At 44.7% G+C, this 16531-nt stretch carries 12 protein-coding genes; 7 read left to right on the forward strand and 5 right to left on the reverse strand.

Features of this window, described 5'->3' with window-relative positions; translation table 11 throughout:
• Positions 1-141: 141 nt before the first annotated feature.
• Positions 142-342, reverse strand: a complete 201-nt coding sequence (locus C4S60_RS20250; RefSeq protein WP_103882112.1) for a PA3496 family putative envelope integrity protein — start codon at positions 340-342, stop codon at positions 142-144.
• 491 nt (positions 343-833) lie between these two features.
• Entirely contained in the window at positions 834-2804 is a 1971-nt protein-coding gene (locus C4S60_RS20255; protein WP_103882113.1) for a replication initiator protein RctB domain-containing protein, read from the reverse strand.
• 1219 nt (positions 2805-4023) lie between these two features.
• Here C4S60_RS20255 and C4S60_RS20260 point away from each other — a divergent pair.
• From C4S60_RS20260 to C4S60_RS20275, 4 genes are all read left to right on the forward strand, one after another.
• Positions 4024-5241 carry a ParA family protein gene (locus C4S60_RS20260; protein WP_103882114.1) on the forward strand — a complete coding sequence of 406 codons (1218 nt, stop codon included), beginning with the start codon at positions 4024-4026 and terminating at the stop codon, positions 5239-5241.
• Between the two features lie 6 nt (positions 5242-5247).
• Entirely contained in the window at positions 5248-6219 is a 972-nt protein-coding gene (locus tag C4S60_RS20265) for a ParB/RepB/Spo0J family partition protein (protein ID WP_103882115.1), read from the forward strand.
• A gap of 86 nt (positions 6220-6305) precedes the next feature.
• The gene (locus C4S60_RS20270) at positions 6306-8369 is read left to right on the forward strand and encodes a tRNA(Met) cytidine acetyltransferase TmcA domain-containing protein (RefSeq protein WP_103882116.1); all 2064 of its coding nucleotides are present in this window, start codon (positions 6306-6308) and stop codon (positions 8367-8369) included.
• 291 nt (positions 8370-8660) lie between these two features.
• Entirely contained in the window at positions 8661-10334 is a 1674-nt protein-coding gene (locus C4S60_RS20275) for a FapA family protein (protein ID WP_103882117.1), read from the forward strand.
• Between the two features lie 10 nt (positions 10335-10344).
• Here the strand turns inward: C4S60_RS20275 and soxR are convergent, their stop codons facing one another.
• The gene (gene soxR / locus C4S60_RS20280) at positions 10345-10779 is read right to left on the reverse strand and encodes a redox-sensitive transcriptional activator SoxR (RefSeq protein ID WP_103882118.1); all 435 of its coding nucleotides are present in this window, start codon (positions 10777-10779) and stop codon (positions 10345-10347) included.
• 105 nt (positions 10780-10884) lie between these two features.
• Positions 10885-11238 carry a hypothetical protein gene (locus tag C4S60_RS23470; protein WP_146060886.1) on the reverse strand — a complete coding sequence of 118 codons (354 nt, stop codon included), beginning with the start codon at positions 11236-11238 and terminating at the stop codon, positions 10885-10887.
• A gap of 196 nt (positions 11239-11434) precedes the next feature.
• On the opposite strand from C4S60_RS23470, the gene lpdA reads away from it, so the two are divergent.
• A complete protein-coding gene (gene lpdA / locus C4S60_RS20285) occupies positions 11435-12844 on the forward strand; it encodes a dihydrolipoyl dehydrogenase (protein WP_103882119.1) in 1410 nt (469 codons plus the stop codon).
• A 119-nt stretch (positions 12845-12963) separates the two neighbouring features.
• Here lpdA and C4S60_RS20290 read toward each other — a convergent pair whose 3' ends face one another.
• A complete protein-coding gene (locus C4S60_RS20290; protein ID WP_160111390.1) occupies positions 12964-13950 on the reverse strand; it encodes a zinc transporter ZntB in 987 nt (328 codons plus the stop codon).
• Between the two features lie 156 nt (positions 13951-14106).
• Here C4S60_RS20290 and C4S60_RS20295 point away from each other — a divergent pair, with 156 nt between their 5' ends.
• Both C4S60_RS20295 and yegD read left to right on the forward strand, forming a co-directional pair.
• The gene (locus tag C4S60_RS20295) at positions 14107-14907 is read left to right on the forward strand and encodes an acyl-CoA thioesterase (protein ID WP_103882121.1); all 801 of its coding nucleotides are present in this window, start codon (positions 14107-14109) and stop codon (positions 14905-14907) included.
• A 238-nt stretch (positions 14908-15145) separates the two neighbouring features.
• Positions 15146-16498 (forward strand): molecular chaperone, encoded by a 1353-nt coding sequence (gene yegD / locus C4S60_RS20300; RefSeq protein ID WP_103882122.1) that lies wholly within the window; start codon positions 15146-15148, stop codon positions 16496-16498.
• Positions 16499-16531: the final 33 nt, after the last annotated feature.

Below are 16531 nucleotides of genomic sequence, written 5' to 3' on the forward strand. Positions count from 1 at the left end.
AGTTGGTCAGTTGATATTGGCAAGATGCTGAATATAGCACTGATGGGGCCGTAAACTCAAATGGGAGCAACTTGGGTGAGGACTCAGTCTTAAAAAATACAAAGGGTGGCCTTAGCCACCCTATCTGTCCTATCCAAAACCTTAGTGAATCAAACCCAACTCCCGAGCTTCTTCAAGAGTGAGGCCACTTTCTCTGATTTCCCGTAATGCTTCAATGCGACGTCTGGCTTCTGCGGATTTTCCTTGTTTCGCAGGACGTATTTCTTCCTGGATCTCTTCAGAGTGATCCCACTTGTTTGTAATGGATGTCATTTCGTCATGGTCGATTGAATTAATGGACATTGTTACCTCCTGATGAACCATGTCTGAACACCTAATCTGTAGCAAACGACAATTTTGTTGTTAAGAAAAACTGAGTCAGAATGTGATTGGGCCGATGATTCTCAACAGAAGTTTCGAGAAGAGGTCTATAAGCTTTGAAATTAATAAAATCCGGCAGTACATTTAGGAGATTCCACCTCGTAAAACTGACTTGATCCAGATCTCTTTTTTTCATCCCATTATTCTTGATTTCACTCTTGTCTCATTGCCATGAGCAGCATTGCATAGTGCGAATTTTGGGCAAAAAAAAGCGAGTCCAAAAGAACTCGCAAAAAATATATCAGAATGAATGTAACAATATGAGCCAATCTACTATTTCATAGAAAGGACAAAAGGTTGTCTATTCGGGATAAATAATAGCCATACCATTGATTGTCTGTGTCAACTTACTGTCAGCGTTATGTGCAAATCCCAACAAAATCTTAGTAGTTGTAACAAGTTATAACGCTGCGCTAGATCGCCACTTCATCAAGTACCCGAAAAACCGAATCATCGATATGTCCCTGGTAAACCTGTTTACACACTTTCTTTCTCACAGCAAGCGACGAAATCAGGCGTTCGATAGATAAATGCTTGTTTTCCTGACGAGAGTTGTACAACTCGACAACCCGACTCAATGTTTCATATGGAATAACATCATTATCGACACGCAGCCAGTCAAGCTTCTCCATAAGCTCAGAACACTCTTGTTTAATCGATGCGACCGAATGCCCTGTCATAGCGGACAACGCCGCTACACTGCGTTCCAGAGCCTCTGGAGAGGTATATTTGGATAGAATAATGGTAATTTCATCGGCGTTGATTTCAACAAGGTGTTTTCTCTGCTTCACTCGACGTCCGAGATTGCCACGCGGAGACGGCGCTTTTCGCTGTATAGGTTCAAACTCACCATCTATGATGGTCGACAGCTCATCAAGCTGCTTACGCGTCACCAGTTCATTTCTAAGCGGGTTCGGTAATGTTGGTGCCATGTTTCGCTTACCAGCATTTGTGGTTCTGGCTCTTGAATAACGAAGAACTTCCTCCACGTCGCAGCGAATGTCTACCTGAAAGTCAGGCAGCTTAGCGTCAGGGTCCATACAGGACAGCTTTAGATGATAACCCCATAGGTTGACCTCAAACTGATCCCCTTCAGTGGATCCTTCTCCCAATTTGCGAAGCTCTCGTAACAGATCCATTGAAAAACGACGCCATTCGATGTTTCTTGCCAGTTTCTGGTTCAGCTCAGACAACAACAAAGAATCCGTATGGCGGCGCGCCATACGACTTCTGAAATAAGAGTACAACTGGAATACTAAAGTGTGCTGCTTCAGGATTTCAGGTGGGAACAGGAAGAAATAATCGCGTGTCAGTAATTCTTCGTAAAACGATGGTTCCCAAACCAGTATGTATAAATTGGGTTTGATCTTGATTTCGCCATCAGCGCCTTCACGGGGCGCTTCTTCAGATGCAGTAATCGTTCTGGCAAGAAAACGGAATCGATCACTCTTGAAGCCTTCAGGCATGTTCTCACTGAGCCAACGACCAGTGAGTTCGTGTAATTGGAAGTCCGTAAACTCGATTCTATCGATACTATCACGAATAGAATCACGGGCAGGTCCACTGTCCTTTTTACCTCTAAGTGACAAAATGTCCGTGATGTAAAGTGGTGTTTTATTCGGCACCTGCTTGGCATCAAGATGATATTCTTCGTGATGATGATCGTGGTACTGCACCGTAAGAGTAAACAATGCAAATAACGTCATCAGATCATCGACTGTCATAATATTCTTAGATGATCGAGTTTCAATCACCGCTTTAGTGCCAGAGATCGAGACCATCGACTTTTGATAACTTTTACGGGTTCTGGGAGGGGCTAAAGCCTGATCAATGATCCCTGCCCAATTGGTTGGCGAAACAACAAATTGATCCGCTTCATCTCGCATTGCTGGTGGCGTGTATAAACCGTGCTCGTTAAGCAGACGCTTGTTAACCTGCGTCTGAGCCAGTGCTTTGGATTTTTTCTGCTTTTCTGATTGTTTGACCGACTCTGTGACCAGACTTGTCGCTCCCAAAACAGACACCAACTGATTTGGGTTAATAAAACGATGTAGCATGGTTTTTCCGGCCAGGCCTTCTTCAAACTTAACACCGTGCTGACTGAACAGACCAATGTTGACCGCTGCTCTAAGACGTTGTTGAATTGCAGCTCTGGTGAGCTTACCGTCAGTGGCATCAATCAATTCTGTTGTTGAAACATATCCGTCTTTAGAACTGAATCCTCGTAGAGAGATTAGGTTTAATAATTCAAGAATGCTTTTGGTGACACCTTTAAAGTGTTGATATTGCTCGATCCAATCGACGGACGTTTCTGTCACTTCAAATAAATGGCCACCTTTGTGATCTCTTGGAGATCGGATCAATATTTTATCTTCATTGCTCATGATTGGATCTATATCACACTATCCGTAATTTCGATATTGTTCCATAGCATAATGAATATTAGATCATAAATAAAGCTCTATTTTTGAAAGATAAAATAAACTGATCTTTATGTTTATACTGATCTTATATGATTAAGTGATCTTATGATCTGAGTAGATTTTAACGCGCAAGTGGTTGTATTTAAAGTATTATTGTTTACGCTTTGCCGGACGCATGATCAGGTGTCATACGAAACTATGATCAATGAATATCGAATGCATGATCACAACCGGACGAACGCATGATCATAATGATTGGGAAAACATGATCAATGAGCTCTCGGAGCGATGATCATGAGCCCAACACAAGTTATCCACAGATTTAGTAGAAAAGCTGTTAATAGTTATCTCTAAGTCACGGAATTATAGCTGTTTTTTGAGGGAAGCATGATCAAGTAGCGCGATATTGGGTAAGAACTCTCGGATTCTTCGCAATGATTGATGAATATGTCGTCAACTTGAGAATAGTCTTACTATTGAACTCAACGTGCCGTGCTATGACTTCGAATGAAGAGGTTACGGAACGATGATCAAGAATATAGCGTGTTAAAGAATTTGCATTTCAATTTGGCTGTTAATGGCAGCATTTAGCCATATATCCCTTATTCTATCGGGCATTGACCGTAACTTAGTCAAACATTTCCATGCTTCCGAAGTGATTATTTACTTGATCATTCTTCCTGACAGTTTGATCCATTTTTAGCTGCTAATTTATACTGTTGATGCCACACTGTCTTCCTTGATCATGCTTCAGATTGCCGAAACAATGATCAAGGATTTCGCATGATCATGTTTCCGAAAGTTCCAGTGATGGTTCTATTAAGGTATCTAGAAAAACGATTTTCAATTGTTTGTCGTTCTGTTTCAGGAAAATTAAGCCAAATCAACATAGGCCGTAAAATATCGTGACTTTATAATCGTTCCGGGGAAATTTCGTTTACATTGTAAATCAGTGACAATGTAACAGTTTAAATCTAGTCCACATTGTTAGCTGTTATGCATCATTTAAATTGGCACTAATGATGTATTTTTCACCACTTCTACCATCAAAATCACGATTTGGCACAAATGTAGTCAATTTAATGTAAATATTCACACTAAGTGTATGGACAGCTTTTTACTGAGAATGTACGATATAGCTGTACATAAAATAATTAGGTTACTTGGTTGGAACTTGGGTATGAAAAGAGAACAAACAATAGATAATCTCTACCAACTTGCTGAGCAGACTCAACAAGTGCAGGCCGATCGTATCGAAATTGTGTTGGAAGAGCGCAGTGACGATCATTTTCCGGCGATGTCAAAAGCTATGATGGAAACTCGTTCAGGGCTGACTCGACGGAAATTGGATGAAGCGATCAGTAAAATGGAGTCAGATGGCCACCAGTTTACCAAAAATAACGCCAACCATTATTCCATTTCTCTACAGGAAGCACATATGCTTATGGACGCGGCGGCCGTGCCAAAGTTTCATGAGCGTAAGAATAGTGACAACAATAAGCCATGGATAATCAACGTACAAAACCAAAAGGGTGGTACGGGCAAGTCAATGAGCGCAGTTCATCTAGCGGCATGTTTAGCGCTAAATTTAGATAAACGCTATCGTATCTGTCTTATTGACCTTGATCCACAGGGCTCATTGCGTTTATTCCTTAATCCGCAAATCAGTATTGCTGAACACGAAAATATCTATTCTGCTGTAGATGTGATGCTCGAAAATGTGCCAGAAGGCACAGAGGTAGACATCGATTTCTTGCGTCACAATGTGCTATTGCCGACACAGTATCCAAATCTCAAGACTATTTCTGCTTTCCCTGAAGATGCAATGTTTAATGCTGAAGCATGGCAAAATCTGTCTCAAAATCAATCACTCGATATTGTTAAGCTGCTAAAAGAGAAGCTGATTGATAAGATTGCTGACGATTTTGACATTATTATGATTGATACTGGACCACACGTCGATCCACTTGTTTGGAATGCGATGTATGCGTCTAATGCGTTACTGATTCCTTGCGCCGCAAAACGATTGGATTGGGCGTCGACCGTTAACTTCTTCCAGCATCTTCCTACTGTATATGAAATGTTCCCTGAAGATTGGAAGGGGCTAGAGTTTGCCAGATTGATGCCGACGATGTTTGAAGATGATAACAAAAAACAAGTGTCGGTTCTGACAGAAATGAATTATCTACTTGGTGACCAGGTAATGATGGCTACGATTCCGAGAAGTAGAGCATTTGAAACCTGTGCAGATACATATAGCACCGTGTTTGATCTTACTGCTTCTGATTTCGAAGGGGGTAAGAAGACACTCGCTACTGCACAGGATGCCGTACATAAGAGCGCACTGGAACTGGAAAGGGTGCTACACAGCAACTGGGCTTCATTGAATCAAGGGTAATCTGATATGGCTATTAAAACTTCAGAACTTAATGCAAAACTCTTCGGAAAAGCAAATAAACGCCGTGCGACAACTCCTCAGGAAGCTCAATCAGCAGCTAAAGAAAAAGCTCAGTATATCGAGTTGTCTGTTGCAGGCGAAGAACTAGTCTCGTTTGAGTTAATGCGTATTCCTGCTCAGGAAGTCGAATCCAATACGTTTGTTTTTGAAGAGAATGCTCGCGAGCAGTCTTTTCTTAACGAACACGCACTATCAGATGTGTTAGCGACACTACGCGACAAAGGTCAGCAATACCCAGCGGTGGGTCGTCGTCAAAAAGACGGAAAAATCGAAGTCCTGGACGGTAGTCGACGCCGTATGTCTTGTATTTTGGCACAAAAGGAATTTTTGATTTATGTTGCCGAAAATATCAATGCTAACCATGCGAAGTTTCTTTCTGATGTCGCGAATGCCCATAAACCTCTGTCTTTGTACGAGAAGGGTAAAGAAATGTTAGCCAAATTGGAAAGTGGTGACGCAGAAGATCAGAAAGCGTTGGCAAAGATGTTCCAATGCAGTGAGGCGTTAGTCAGTGGTGCGTTAAAAGCAGCGGACCTGCCTCTTGAACTGTTACAAGCGTATCCTAACGTGAGTGATTTAGGGCGCCCAACGATTGTCAGACTGCATAAGCAATTCAACGAACTTGATTTAGATAATAGAGGTAAGTTGATTGAGCGATGCCAGCTTGATGAAGGTTATGTATGGCAACAAAGTCAGGCTCAAGGTGTTGCACGCATCACGAAAGAGGTCTCTGAGACATTGGAAACATGGATGCACGAACTTTCGCCACCAAAGCGTGCAAAAGTGACTAAGATTGACCTGGTGAAGGGCAGAGCGAGCTACACTCGTAAGGGACCTAATCTGGCACTAAATCTTAAAAAAGTCGATGACAAGACCATGGAAGAGATTCTCGAATTTGTGAAAAGCAAAATAAATTAAACCGCTGGTCAGACAAAATACCTCGCGTTAGCGGGGTATTTTTTTGTGTTAATATTGGAGGAGTGAAGTTTCAACCCAGTACTATTATGTCAGCTTTTATTGAGAATCAACTACAACTCCTTGTCGAGCAGTCCTCTTTGGCTCGACGTTTTTGCCAGCGAGCTGCATTAGTGCTCGAGGGCGACGGTGAGTGGCTCCATTCATTAGTCACCCGGTTTTCATCACTTGTTCCCGAAGGCGGCGCCTACCAACTAGGGGGGGAGGCGATGGCGACACTCGAATATTTGCCTGCGAAACAAGGGAAGAGGCTTCTCGGTAAAGAAAGTCTCTTGATTGTAGTATCACTTGATGAATCGTTTGATGCCAACAGCTTTAATGCTGCAGTCGGCACCTTAGTGGGCGGTGGCATGTTACTGTTTACTCGCTCATCTGGTTCATCGGTTCACCCTTGGCTGCTACACCATCTTACTGCTATTCCTTCGCTTCTTCAGTCTGAACTTACGATCACGAATTTATCCGAATATTGGCCTATCGAGTCAGGTGGTTCACTTGATCGTGATGTCTATGCAGAACAAACACAGGCCATCGAGATGGTTGAAAAAGTGGTGTTTGGTCACCGAAAACGTCCTTTAGTCATTACTGCTGACAGGGGCAGGGGAAAGAGCAGTGCTTTGGGTATTGCCGCGGGGCAAATTCAGAAAAAACGACCATGTCGAATTTTGGTCACTGCCCCCAATCGTTCTGCGGTAGCACCTATCTTTGAGTACAGTGCTGCCAGCATGGATGAATGTGAAGCACAACAGCGGCAAATAGAATTCATAGCGCCCGATGATTTGCTACAGAATCTTCCTAATTGTGATTTGTTAATGGTGGATGAGGCGGCAGCCATACCAGTCCCTATGCTGAAGAGGATGGTTGCTCACTATCATCGTCTTGTTATTAGTTCTACGGTTCATGGTTATGAGGGATGTGGCAGAGGTTTCAGTCTTAAATTTTTACCCTGGTTACAAGCTGAAAGACCCGGAGCCAAAATCTATACGATGTCGAAACCGATTCGATGGAATAACAATGATCCTCTGGAAGCCTGGTGTTCCAGTGCATTTTTGTTGTCGGCGGAAATGGACAGTCTCGAAAAACTTTCTTCAGTTACGAGTTTAAGCCCAGAGAAATTGCAGTTTTGTCGCTTTGATATAAGCCAAGCATTGTCTGGTAAGCATCTGCTTTCTTCAGCCTTTGCGCTGTTGGTCAATGCTCATTATCAGACTTCACCCAGTGATCTGATGTTATTGCTTACATCTCCCAATATGTCTTTGTATCTCATGATTTATCAAGACGCGGTTATCGGTAGTGTGTTGACTAACGAAGAAGGGCAACTTCAGTCCGAGGTGATTGAAAAAATCCAATTGGGTCAATCGCGTCCTTCGGGCCATTTGATACCTGTCGAATTGTGCAACCATCTCGCATTGACAGCGCCTGCAGCCCAACGTTGCGTAAGAGTGATGCGTATCGCCGTTCACCCGCTACTTCAATCACTGGGCGTGGGGAGTGAAATGCTCACACGGCTTAAGCAAAATTTGGTCGATGGCGCCGACTACCTGGCAACTAGCTTTGGGGTGACGGATGAGTTGCTGGCATTCTGGCAACATAATCAATTCGTGCCCCTGAAACTTGGCAGCTCGAAAGACAAAGCCAGTGGTACATACAGCGCCAGTCTTGTTCTTCCATTGAGTCATCAGTCTCGTCAGTGGATTGATGGCGCTGAGTCTCAATTTGAACGCAATCTGGTTCATCAACTACGCCGCTCAAATCAAGACATTGATGCTTCTCTTGCATGGCGTCTCTATTGTGGTGCTCTCTCATTGAGCGAAAATAGCAAGCAGCCTTCTACGTTGTTAACTTACTATGCCAAAGGTGGGAATGCTCTTAACTCTTGTCGAGCTGAACTGTTACCGTTTCTTCAGTCGCTGGCTGTTGCTGACATAGCAGTTGACGATGAGTTAGTCCTGGCAATAGCGCTTCAAGAAAAGGAGTGGGAAATTGTCGCGGATACATTTGGTTGTACCGGCAGGAAACAGGCCGAGCGTCGCTTTCGTGCATCTCTGTCTGAGCTTATCCAACGTTTACAGTGTAAATTAGGCCAACCAAATTAAACCTCCTTTACAATTTACACTGTAAAAGCCAAGATGCATTTGCTAGCACTTTTACAGTGTAAATTTGTCATCTCAGATGTTCTTCGCTTATTCAATAAGTTAGCAATCTTGTTGTAGATTGACTCAAGATCAAACTTCTAAGCATATTACCGTGACGCCGCACTGAGTTTTTACTCATGAATGTAGTCTCAGTAGTGAGACTGAACTAAAATAATTGATAAATTATTGAAGCATGATCACACTGTTTAAAATTGACTGTCGTGAGCGAACATAGGGAAGTGGCAAATCATCATGTGGAAAAACGTCCTCAAGCTCGATGTCTCTGGTAATAAAGTCATCGCACAACTCCCGTCTGAATATGAACAAGGCTTGGCGTTGGAAGTGACATTACTCCATAACGCGTTGGCGGAGCACAATGCCCAGAACTTTTTTGTTGATGATACGGCTGTGATTCAGTTTATCAAATGCGCTGGAGAGGCAAAGGGTGATGCATTCGCTGGTATGATGATAGCGGAAGTCAGAGATGCGGCTGCTGAGGTACTTCTTACAGAGCAGGATATGATAGCCAGTATTAAGGTAACTGGAGCCTATGGTGGGGCGCCTTTACAACCGAACGATGTCATCAAAATCTTGACTGATGCTCATGTTATCAGAGGGCTCAATAAAAAAGCGCTTAAGAAAGTACTGCTGCTAAGCCAGCAGCTCAAACCTGGTGAAACCTATCTTCAACCTGTTGCGATAGGCAAGCGACCAAAGGAAGGTAAGAATGCGCAATTCATTCCTCTTGTCGCAGACCCGAAAAAACGAGTGCTAAAACCTCAGGCCACGGGTGAACACGGTAAAGTGGATATGCGAGACTTAGGGGCGATTGTGACTGTTGGTGAAAATGAGCTGGTGATGAAGCGCATTCCTGCCATTCAGGGACAGAGCGGCTATACCGTCACGGGCGCAGTCATTCCGCCTAAACCCGTCAAGGATAATCCGCTTAAACCCGGTGTGGGCACTAAATTCTCTTCTGACAACCCTAATACGCTATTGTCCACTATGTCTGGTATGCCAGTGATAAAAGCTTCTGGCGTTGAAATCGATGAAGCCCTTTGCCTCAGTAAAGTTGATATCTCGACGGGACACATTAAGTTTAAGGGCAGTGTCGTGATTTCCGGCAATGTTGAAGCCAACATGGAAGTCACTGCTACAGGCACGATAACTGTGGGTGGTTTTGTCGAATCGGCAACCCTGAAGTCAAAGGGAGATATCATCGTTAGTAAAGGAATCATTGGTCACAATGTCGATGACGGTGAGCCCAAGTCGTGTCACATTCATTCTGGGGGAGACGTGATCGCAAACTACGCTCAGTTTGCGGAGATTGAGGCAAAAGGGGATATGCATTTTACCGTCCATAGCCTGAACAACGATCTGCGTTGTGGTGGTGACTTGACCGCTACGGGTACTAGTAAGAAGCAGGGTATTTTGAGCGGTGGGCAAGCGATTGTCGGTGGTAAAGTTCTGTGTAATCAACTTGGTGTAGAGGGAGATACAGCAACCTACATAAAAGCATTTGCTAGCTACCACTGCTACACAGAAAAGTTAGAGCAGCTTGAACTGCGGTATACTCAGCTTCAAGAGCAGAAAATGAAAGCGATCAGGCGCGAAATCGAGTTGAAGAAGATACCTAAGTCGTCTCGAAGCGAAGCGCAGAATATGGAACTGGCGGCATTGAACAGCTCTAACACGGATGCATTGGATAGGTTTAGTGAAGACAAAGAGCGTCTGGAACTGGAACTGTTTGCCAAACTAGAGCTGAATACCGTCGAGTCATTGGTGCAGACCCATACTCGAGTTACTGTCGCCTTTGACGACGAAAAAGTAACGACCAAAAATACTCATGGTCCGGCGTTATTCAGTTTTAATAAACACATCATCAACTTTACACCGAAACTTAAAGAAGAAGACCTCGCGGTTTAAAAACAATAAACTAGTCATTTTTCTTCCAAAGTGTGGCGCCGTTTCCAAGGGCGCCTAACTCGTCATCAGGATTGCGCAAGCGGCATCGATTCAAAGACAAACAACCGCATCCAATACATTCACCCAGCTCATCACGTAGTTTTGTCATCAACCAAATCTTGTCATCAAGGATGCTTTTCCACTTTTTACCCATGGCTTCCCACTCTTCCTGTGAGGGTGCTCGGTCAATGGGTAAACTAGCCAAAGCTTGTTTGATTTCTTCCAAACTCAGCCCAAGCTGCTGCCCGGTTTTTATCACAGCAATGCGACGAAGGACCGAACTGTCGTAGCGCCTCTGATTGCCCTGATTGCGCCAACTGGCAATCATCCCTTTCTGTTCATAAAAGTGCAGTGCCGAGACGGTAACCTCGGCCCGTTTCGCCACCTGACCTACGGATAGTTCCATTGCGTACTCCCTTTTTTAGGCATTATAGCGCTGTTTCCGACTAAGTTGAGTGGCTGACGTTGTGTTTACTCGCAAGTTGCAAAGAAATTTAGGTGAGAGGAAAAACTACTTATTTGGCGCGGTTGTGGCTCCTGCAGGAAGTGGCGTCGGCACAGGGGGATTCTCATTCTTCGGTTTAGTGATTCTTATGTTTTTGATGAAGCGGCTAAAATACAGTTCTTTAACCAGTTCGTCGCATTGCTCGGCTAAGAGTTTTCTTTTCCATTGCTCACTGCTTACAGAAATTCGAGTCTGGTTTGTCGAACGATAGCCATTCGCGACTTCACACAGTTCAATAGTACTCATGTAGTTGGGGTAACGATTTACCGGAGAGGACCGCAGACCCAGTTGATTCATCTGATACGATGAACAGCCTGTAATGGTAAGGATTGTTATAGGTAACAGTACTTTGTAGCTCATAATCGGCAGAATTTTGTCTAAGCTATTGGTGGAATCGCTAATACTAACCGCTAATTTTTGCAGATAAAGTAAAGATTGAAACGCAGGTCACTGAAGTGAAAAAATTGACACTGCTCAGACAGTTGACCGATCTATACTGAGGCCCGATATTTGTTTTCGCACATTTTGCTAGCACCCAGATACAAGGAGAATTGGAATGACGGAATCTATCAACGTTGATGTAGCGGTAATCGGTGGTGGACCCGGCGGATACACTGCAGCATTTCGTGCCGCGGATTTAGGCTTGTCGGTATGTATTGTAGAAAAGCGAGACACATTAGGCGGTGTTTGCGTCAATGTGGGATGTATCCCATCTAAAACACTGTTACACGCCTCTTCTCTAATTGAACATGCCAGTCATGGTCATCAAATGGGTATATCATTTGCGCAACCCACTATTGATCTTGATACGCTTCGCACTCATAAACAGTCGACCATTACAGAGTTGACCAAGGGGATTGCAAACCTGGCCAAGGCTCGAAAAGTGATTCGCGTTAAGGGAGAAGGTCAGTTTACTTCTTCGAATTCGTTGATCGTAAAAGGTGATGATAGCTATCAAATTCAGTTTAAACAGGCGATCATCGCCACAGGATCACACGCTATCAGGCTACCTATCGCACCGCGAGATGATCGAGTATGGGATTCCACAGACGCCTTGGCACTCAAAAAAATTCCCGAGAAAATGTTGATCGTTGGAGGGGGCATCATCGGTCTGGAAATGGCTCAGGTATACTCTTCACTGGGTGCAGATATCACCATTGTAGAAGCGCAGGAGCAAATCATTCCCGCCGCAGATAAAGATGTGGTTCAACCGCTACTTAAAGATCTTAAAAAACGTTACCAAATCCTTACCAAGACATTGGTTACCAGTATGGAGGCTCAGGACAAAGGTATTGTGGTGTCGTTTGAGGGTAAGAAAGCGCCACAGAATGCCAGCTATGATGTGGTGTTAGTCGCGGTAGGGCGTCGCCCAAACACCTCGAATATTGGTCTGGAGCAGGTTGGGGTAAGAGTCGAAAAGTCAGGGTTGATTGAGGTTGACAACAGAATGCAAACTAGCGAGCCTCACATCTTTGCCATCGGCGATATTGTTAAAGGACCTATGCTTGCGCATAAAGCGACTCATGAAGGAAAAGTGGCCGCAGAGGTTATTGCGGGATTGGATGCGACCTTCCAACCAGTTTCAATTCCCTCGGTGGCTTACACCGCTCCTGAGGTTGCTTGGGTAGGCCTGACGGAGAAAGAGGCAAAACAGCAGGGAATTGAATACAGTGTAGGTAAAGTCCCCTGGTTGGTGAGTGGACGTGCCCAGAGCGTTGGCGCAACAAATGGTGTGACGAAAGCACTCTTTGATTCAGCCACTGGTACATTGTTGGGCGCAGGGATTTGTGGTGAAAATGCCGGCGAGTTGATTCACGAAGCTTGCACGGCTCTCGAGTTAGGGGGGCGAGCGAGAGACATTGCTCATACCGTACACGCGCATCCAACATTGGCAGAGACGTTCGCGTTTACCGCCGAATTGGTTGAAGGTTCGATGACGGATATGTTGCCGGCCAGAAAAAAATAATTTGGAACCAGAGAGGGTGCTATGTCACCCTCTTATGTGTCGCTTAATCAATAGTAGAACGCCAATTTACACTGTAAGCCGAACGATCGTGTTTCAGTTTCTGGCATTAATTTAAACGCTTATAACCATTTATTGCGTATTGCCCAGATTAAAGATCCCAAACCAAAGCCAATACACAAAGCAACAACAATCCAAAAGGCTAGTGGACTGTCGGTGCCCGGCATACCGCCGACATTAATACCAAGTAGCCCTGTAAAGAAACCGAGCGGTAAAAACATTCCTGCAATAACCGTAAAGATGTAGGTTCGTCGATTCAGCTTATCATTATCTAGAGCATTGAGTTCTTCTATCATAAGCAGTGAATGTTCTCGAATCATTTCGATGTTTTCCAAGCAGCGTAACTGACGGTCTAACACCGCTTTCACTCTTAATGTATCCAATTCACTGAGCCAATTGATATTAAGATTAGACAACTGAGCCAGTGCCTCTTTCTGTGGTAACAAATATCGACGTAGGCTAATACATGCTTTACGAAGCGTATTGACTTGCTCTCGATAGTTGGCGCCATCGCCGATGAAGTCTGCATCTTCGAGCACTAATGCCTGCTCTTCTAGAATGTGAATGCTGTGCTCTTGTTTTTCGGTTATTAATTCCAACCATTCTATTAATAATTGAGAAATCGTTTTTGGCCCTTCGCCTGACTCGAGTCTTTCTAATATTTCGGTAGTTGATATGAGTGGGCGTCGACGAGTACTTATAATCCGTTTGCCATCAGTCCAAATACGGAGCGAAACCATGTCTTCTGGATCCGAATTGGGATTTAAATTGATAGCCCGAAAAATCGCTAGAAGGTTATTTCCTCTCTTGAGTATATGTGGGCGGCTAGACTCACTAGTTAGCCCTTGCAGGGCCAGGTCATTAAGGCCACTGTGTTTAAGTAACCACTCACTGGTATCAGGAGCACTGTAGTCAAAATGTAACCAGAGAGAGGTCTCAGTTGCATTCCAAAGCTGAGCAATGTCATCATTACAAAGATGAAATCCTCCTTCGCCATCCAATTGGATGGCGTGGATCAACCCCTGCAAGTTTGTTGAGTGAAACGCCACGGTGAGCACCTGATGGTTAATGGTTTGTTGTCCATAATACTAGAATGTTATCGCAATATATGTGTGAATCGTAACAAAATTGGGTGACCTCCCTTGCAGCAACCCATCCGACCAGTTATTGTTAAATAACAAGTTGTTAACAAAGTGGTGGTTGGAATGCATTTCGATGATTTAATAGAAAAAGCGAAGCAGTGCTCTGAAACAGGGGAGCACATGGCGATTCCGGCTTCCTGGGGGCAAGGGCGAACCGTATTTGGGGGCCTGTCGTCAGCAATTTTGTACACTGTTATGCGTTCTCACGCCAGTGATGAGCGAGTATTGCGCTCACTAAATACCAATTTCGTAGGTCCTCTCCTAGTCGACGTCCCGTTTGTTTTTGAAGTCGAGATCCTGCGAGAAGGAAAGAGCGTGTCTCAGTTGAGTGCCAGAATCATTCAAAATGGGCAGGTTGCCGTCTTTCAGCAGGGCTGTTTTGGTGCGGACCGAGATTCAAACATTAGCGTGAAGAATAATGATAACCATATCATGCCTTTACCTGATGAATTGCCTAGATTTTCAGATGTGGCTCAGGGTGCGCCAAATTATACCTCACACATTGATCTAGCGCTTGCACGAGGGCACCTGCCCTTTACCAGCAGCAAAGACTCACACACCTGGGGTTGGATGCGCTTTAAACAAGCACCGAAACAGATCACTGACGCACATTTAATTTGTCTTGTTGATGCGTGGCCTCCGGGGGTGCTGCAAATGATGTCGACCCCCTCACCAGCGAGTTCAATGATGTGGAATCTTGAATTTATTCACCCTCACCAACCTGTTTCGCCGGAGGATTGGTTTGCTTATCAATCCCATACCAGGCAGGCCGCAGAAGGTTATGCTCATGCGCAGGCCAACATCTGGAACAACAAAGGGCAGTTAGTTGCAGTGAGCAGACAGAGCATCGCTATTTTTGACTAGTACAAAAATGCAATGGCATATTTTGACCGTTGGCCTATTTGAGGCTGCGACACGCAGCCTTGTCGTTTCTGAATGGGTAGCAATGAACGGACCTATTTACACTGTAAAAAACAAAGACCTACCGGAGAAGTGACACCAAGCTGACCCGACTTTCCGTACCGAGTTTACCTTACACCTCTTGAACTTCCTTTATAGGCTGCTATTCTTTGCCGCCCTTTGTTTTGTGTTGAGGTACTTCATGGCCATTGGTTTCGATTATGGAACAGCAAACTGCTCTGTTGCACATTTAGTTGAGAGTAGTGTTGAGCAAATCCCATTAGTGGGCGAAAACTGCTACATCTCCTCAACGCTGTGTGCTCCAACAGCAGAGACCGTGTCAGAATATCTATTTCGTTGCTTAGGCATTCGCCCTGCTAATGAGGTGGGTGAGGCGGTGCTGCGCCGTGCAATAAAAATGAACCGTGAAGAGGGCATCGAAGTCGATACTGGCGATGTTTTGTTTGGCGAACAGGCTTTGAACTTGTATCTCGAAGACCCAAAGGATGTCTATTACATTAAATCACCAAAATCCTTCTTAGGTGGTATGGGATTGCGAGATGTGCAATTGTCATTTTTCGAAGATCTGGTCTGTGCCATGATGAGCAATGTAAAGCGTCAGGCTGAATGCCATCTCGGTGAAACGGTAACGCAGACAGTGATAGGGCGGCCTGTTAATTTTCTGGGGAGGGGAGGAGAAGCCTCAAATCTTCAGGCGGAAGGCATCTTGCGTCGAGCTGCGAATCGGGCTGGTTTCAAAGATGTCGAGTTTCAGTTTGAACCTGTTGCCGCTGGGTTGGAATTCGAATCCACCTTAACAGAAGACAAAAATGTTCTGGTGGTCGACATTGGTGGCGGTACAACCGACTGTTCCTATATTCAGATGGGACCATCGTGGGTCGGAAAAGCAGACAGACAGGCATCATTAATTGCGCATACCGGACAATTGGTTGGTGGAAATGACCTGGATATCTACATCGCTTTCCGTCGTTTCATGCATGCGTTTGGTATGGGGACGAAACGGCATAATGGGCTGGATATTCCTGTGACACAATTTTGGAATCCGATTGCGATTAATGACGTTCAGGCCCAGCGAAAATTCTATGCCCATGACAACTTAAAAGAACTGACAATGCTGACGAAAGAGGCTCTGGAGCCGGAGAAAGTTGTCAGACTCGCAAAGCTGCACAAGGAAACTCTTGGCTATGCGATCATCAGAGAGGCTGAAAAAGCAAAGATAGCGCTCGAAGAGTCCAACGACTATCGAGCGATGCTCGATCTGTTTTCTGAGCAGGTAGGAATAGAGGTCAGTGCAGCCGACATGGCTGTCGCGATTGATAATCCGACGAAAAAGATCCAGGCTCTGGTCAAAGAAGCGGCTCAGCAGGCGGGAACACAGCCGGACGCGATATTCATGACAGGAGGCTCGGCTCGGTCTACGGTTTTGCGAGCGGCGGTACAGCAAGTTCTGCCAGATATCCCGGTTGTTGCGGGTAACTATTTTGGCTCCGTCACCGCAGGTTTGGCGCGCTGGGCAGATGTTTGTTATCGATAGATATGACAAAGCCCAGAGTTTGACTCTGGGCTT

Source organism: Vibrio hangzhouensis, assembly GCF_900107935.1.
In the GTDB taxonomy this organism is placed as follows: domain Bacteria; phylum Pseudomonadota; class Gammaproteobacteria; order Enterobacterales; family Vibrionaceae; genus Vibrio; species Vibrio hangzhouensis.

Bases quoted from the DNA above. Each gene is read 5' to 3' on its own strand.
- C4S60_RS20295 (WP_103882121.1), top strand. From the start codon at position 14,107: ATGCATTTCGATGATTTAATAGAAAAAGCGAAGCAGTGCTCTGAAACA.
- C4S60_RS20270 (WP_103882116.1), top strand. From the start codon at position 6,306: ATGTCAGCTTTTATTGAGAATCAACTACAACTCCTTGTCGAGCAGTCC.
- C4S60_RS20260 (WP_103882114.1), top strand. From the start codon at position 4,024: ATGAAAAGAGAACAAACAATAGATAATCTCTACCAACTTGCTGAGCAG.
- soxR (WP_103882118.1), bottom strand. From the start codon at position 10,779: ATGGAACTATCCGTAGGTCAGGTGGCGAAACGGGCCGAGGTTACCGTC.
- C4S60_RS20265 (WP_103882115.1), top strand. From the start codon at position 5,248: ATGGCTATTAAAACTTCAGAACTTAATGCAAAACTCTTCGGAAAAGCA.
- C4S60_RS23470 (WP_146060886.1), bottom strand. From the start codon at position 11,238: ATGAGCTACAAAGTACTGTTACCTATAACAATCCTTACCATTACAGGC.
- lpdA (WP_103882119.1), top strand. From the start codon at position 11,435: ATGACGGAATCTATCAACGTTGATGTAGCGGTAATCGGTGGTGGACCC.
- C4S60_RS20275 (WP_103882117.1), top strand. From the start codon at position 8,661: ATGTGGAAAAACGTCCTCAAGCTCGATGTCTCTGGTAATAAAGTCATC.
- C4S60_RS20250 (WP_103882112.1), bottom strand. From the start codon at position 342: ATGTCCATTAATTCAATCGACCATGACGAAATGACATCCATTACAAAC.
- yegD (WP_103882122.1), top strand. From the start codon at position 15,146: ATGGCCATTGGTTTCGATTATGGAACAGCAAACTGCTCTGTTGCACAT.
- C4S60_RS20255 (WP_103882113.1), bottom strand. From the start codon at position 2,804: ATGAGCAATGAAGATAAAATATTGATCCGATCTCCAAGAGATCACAAA.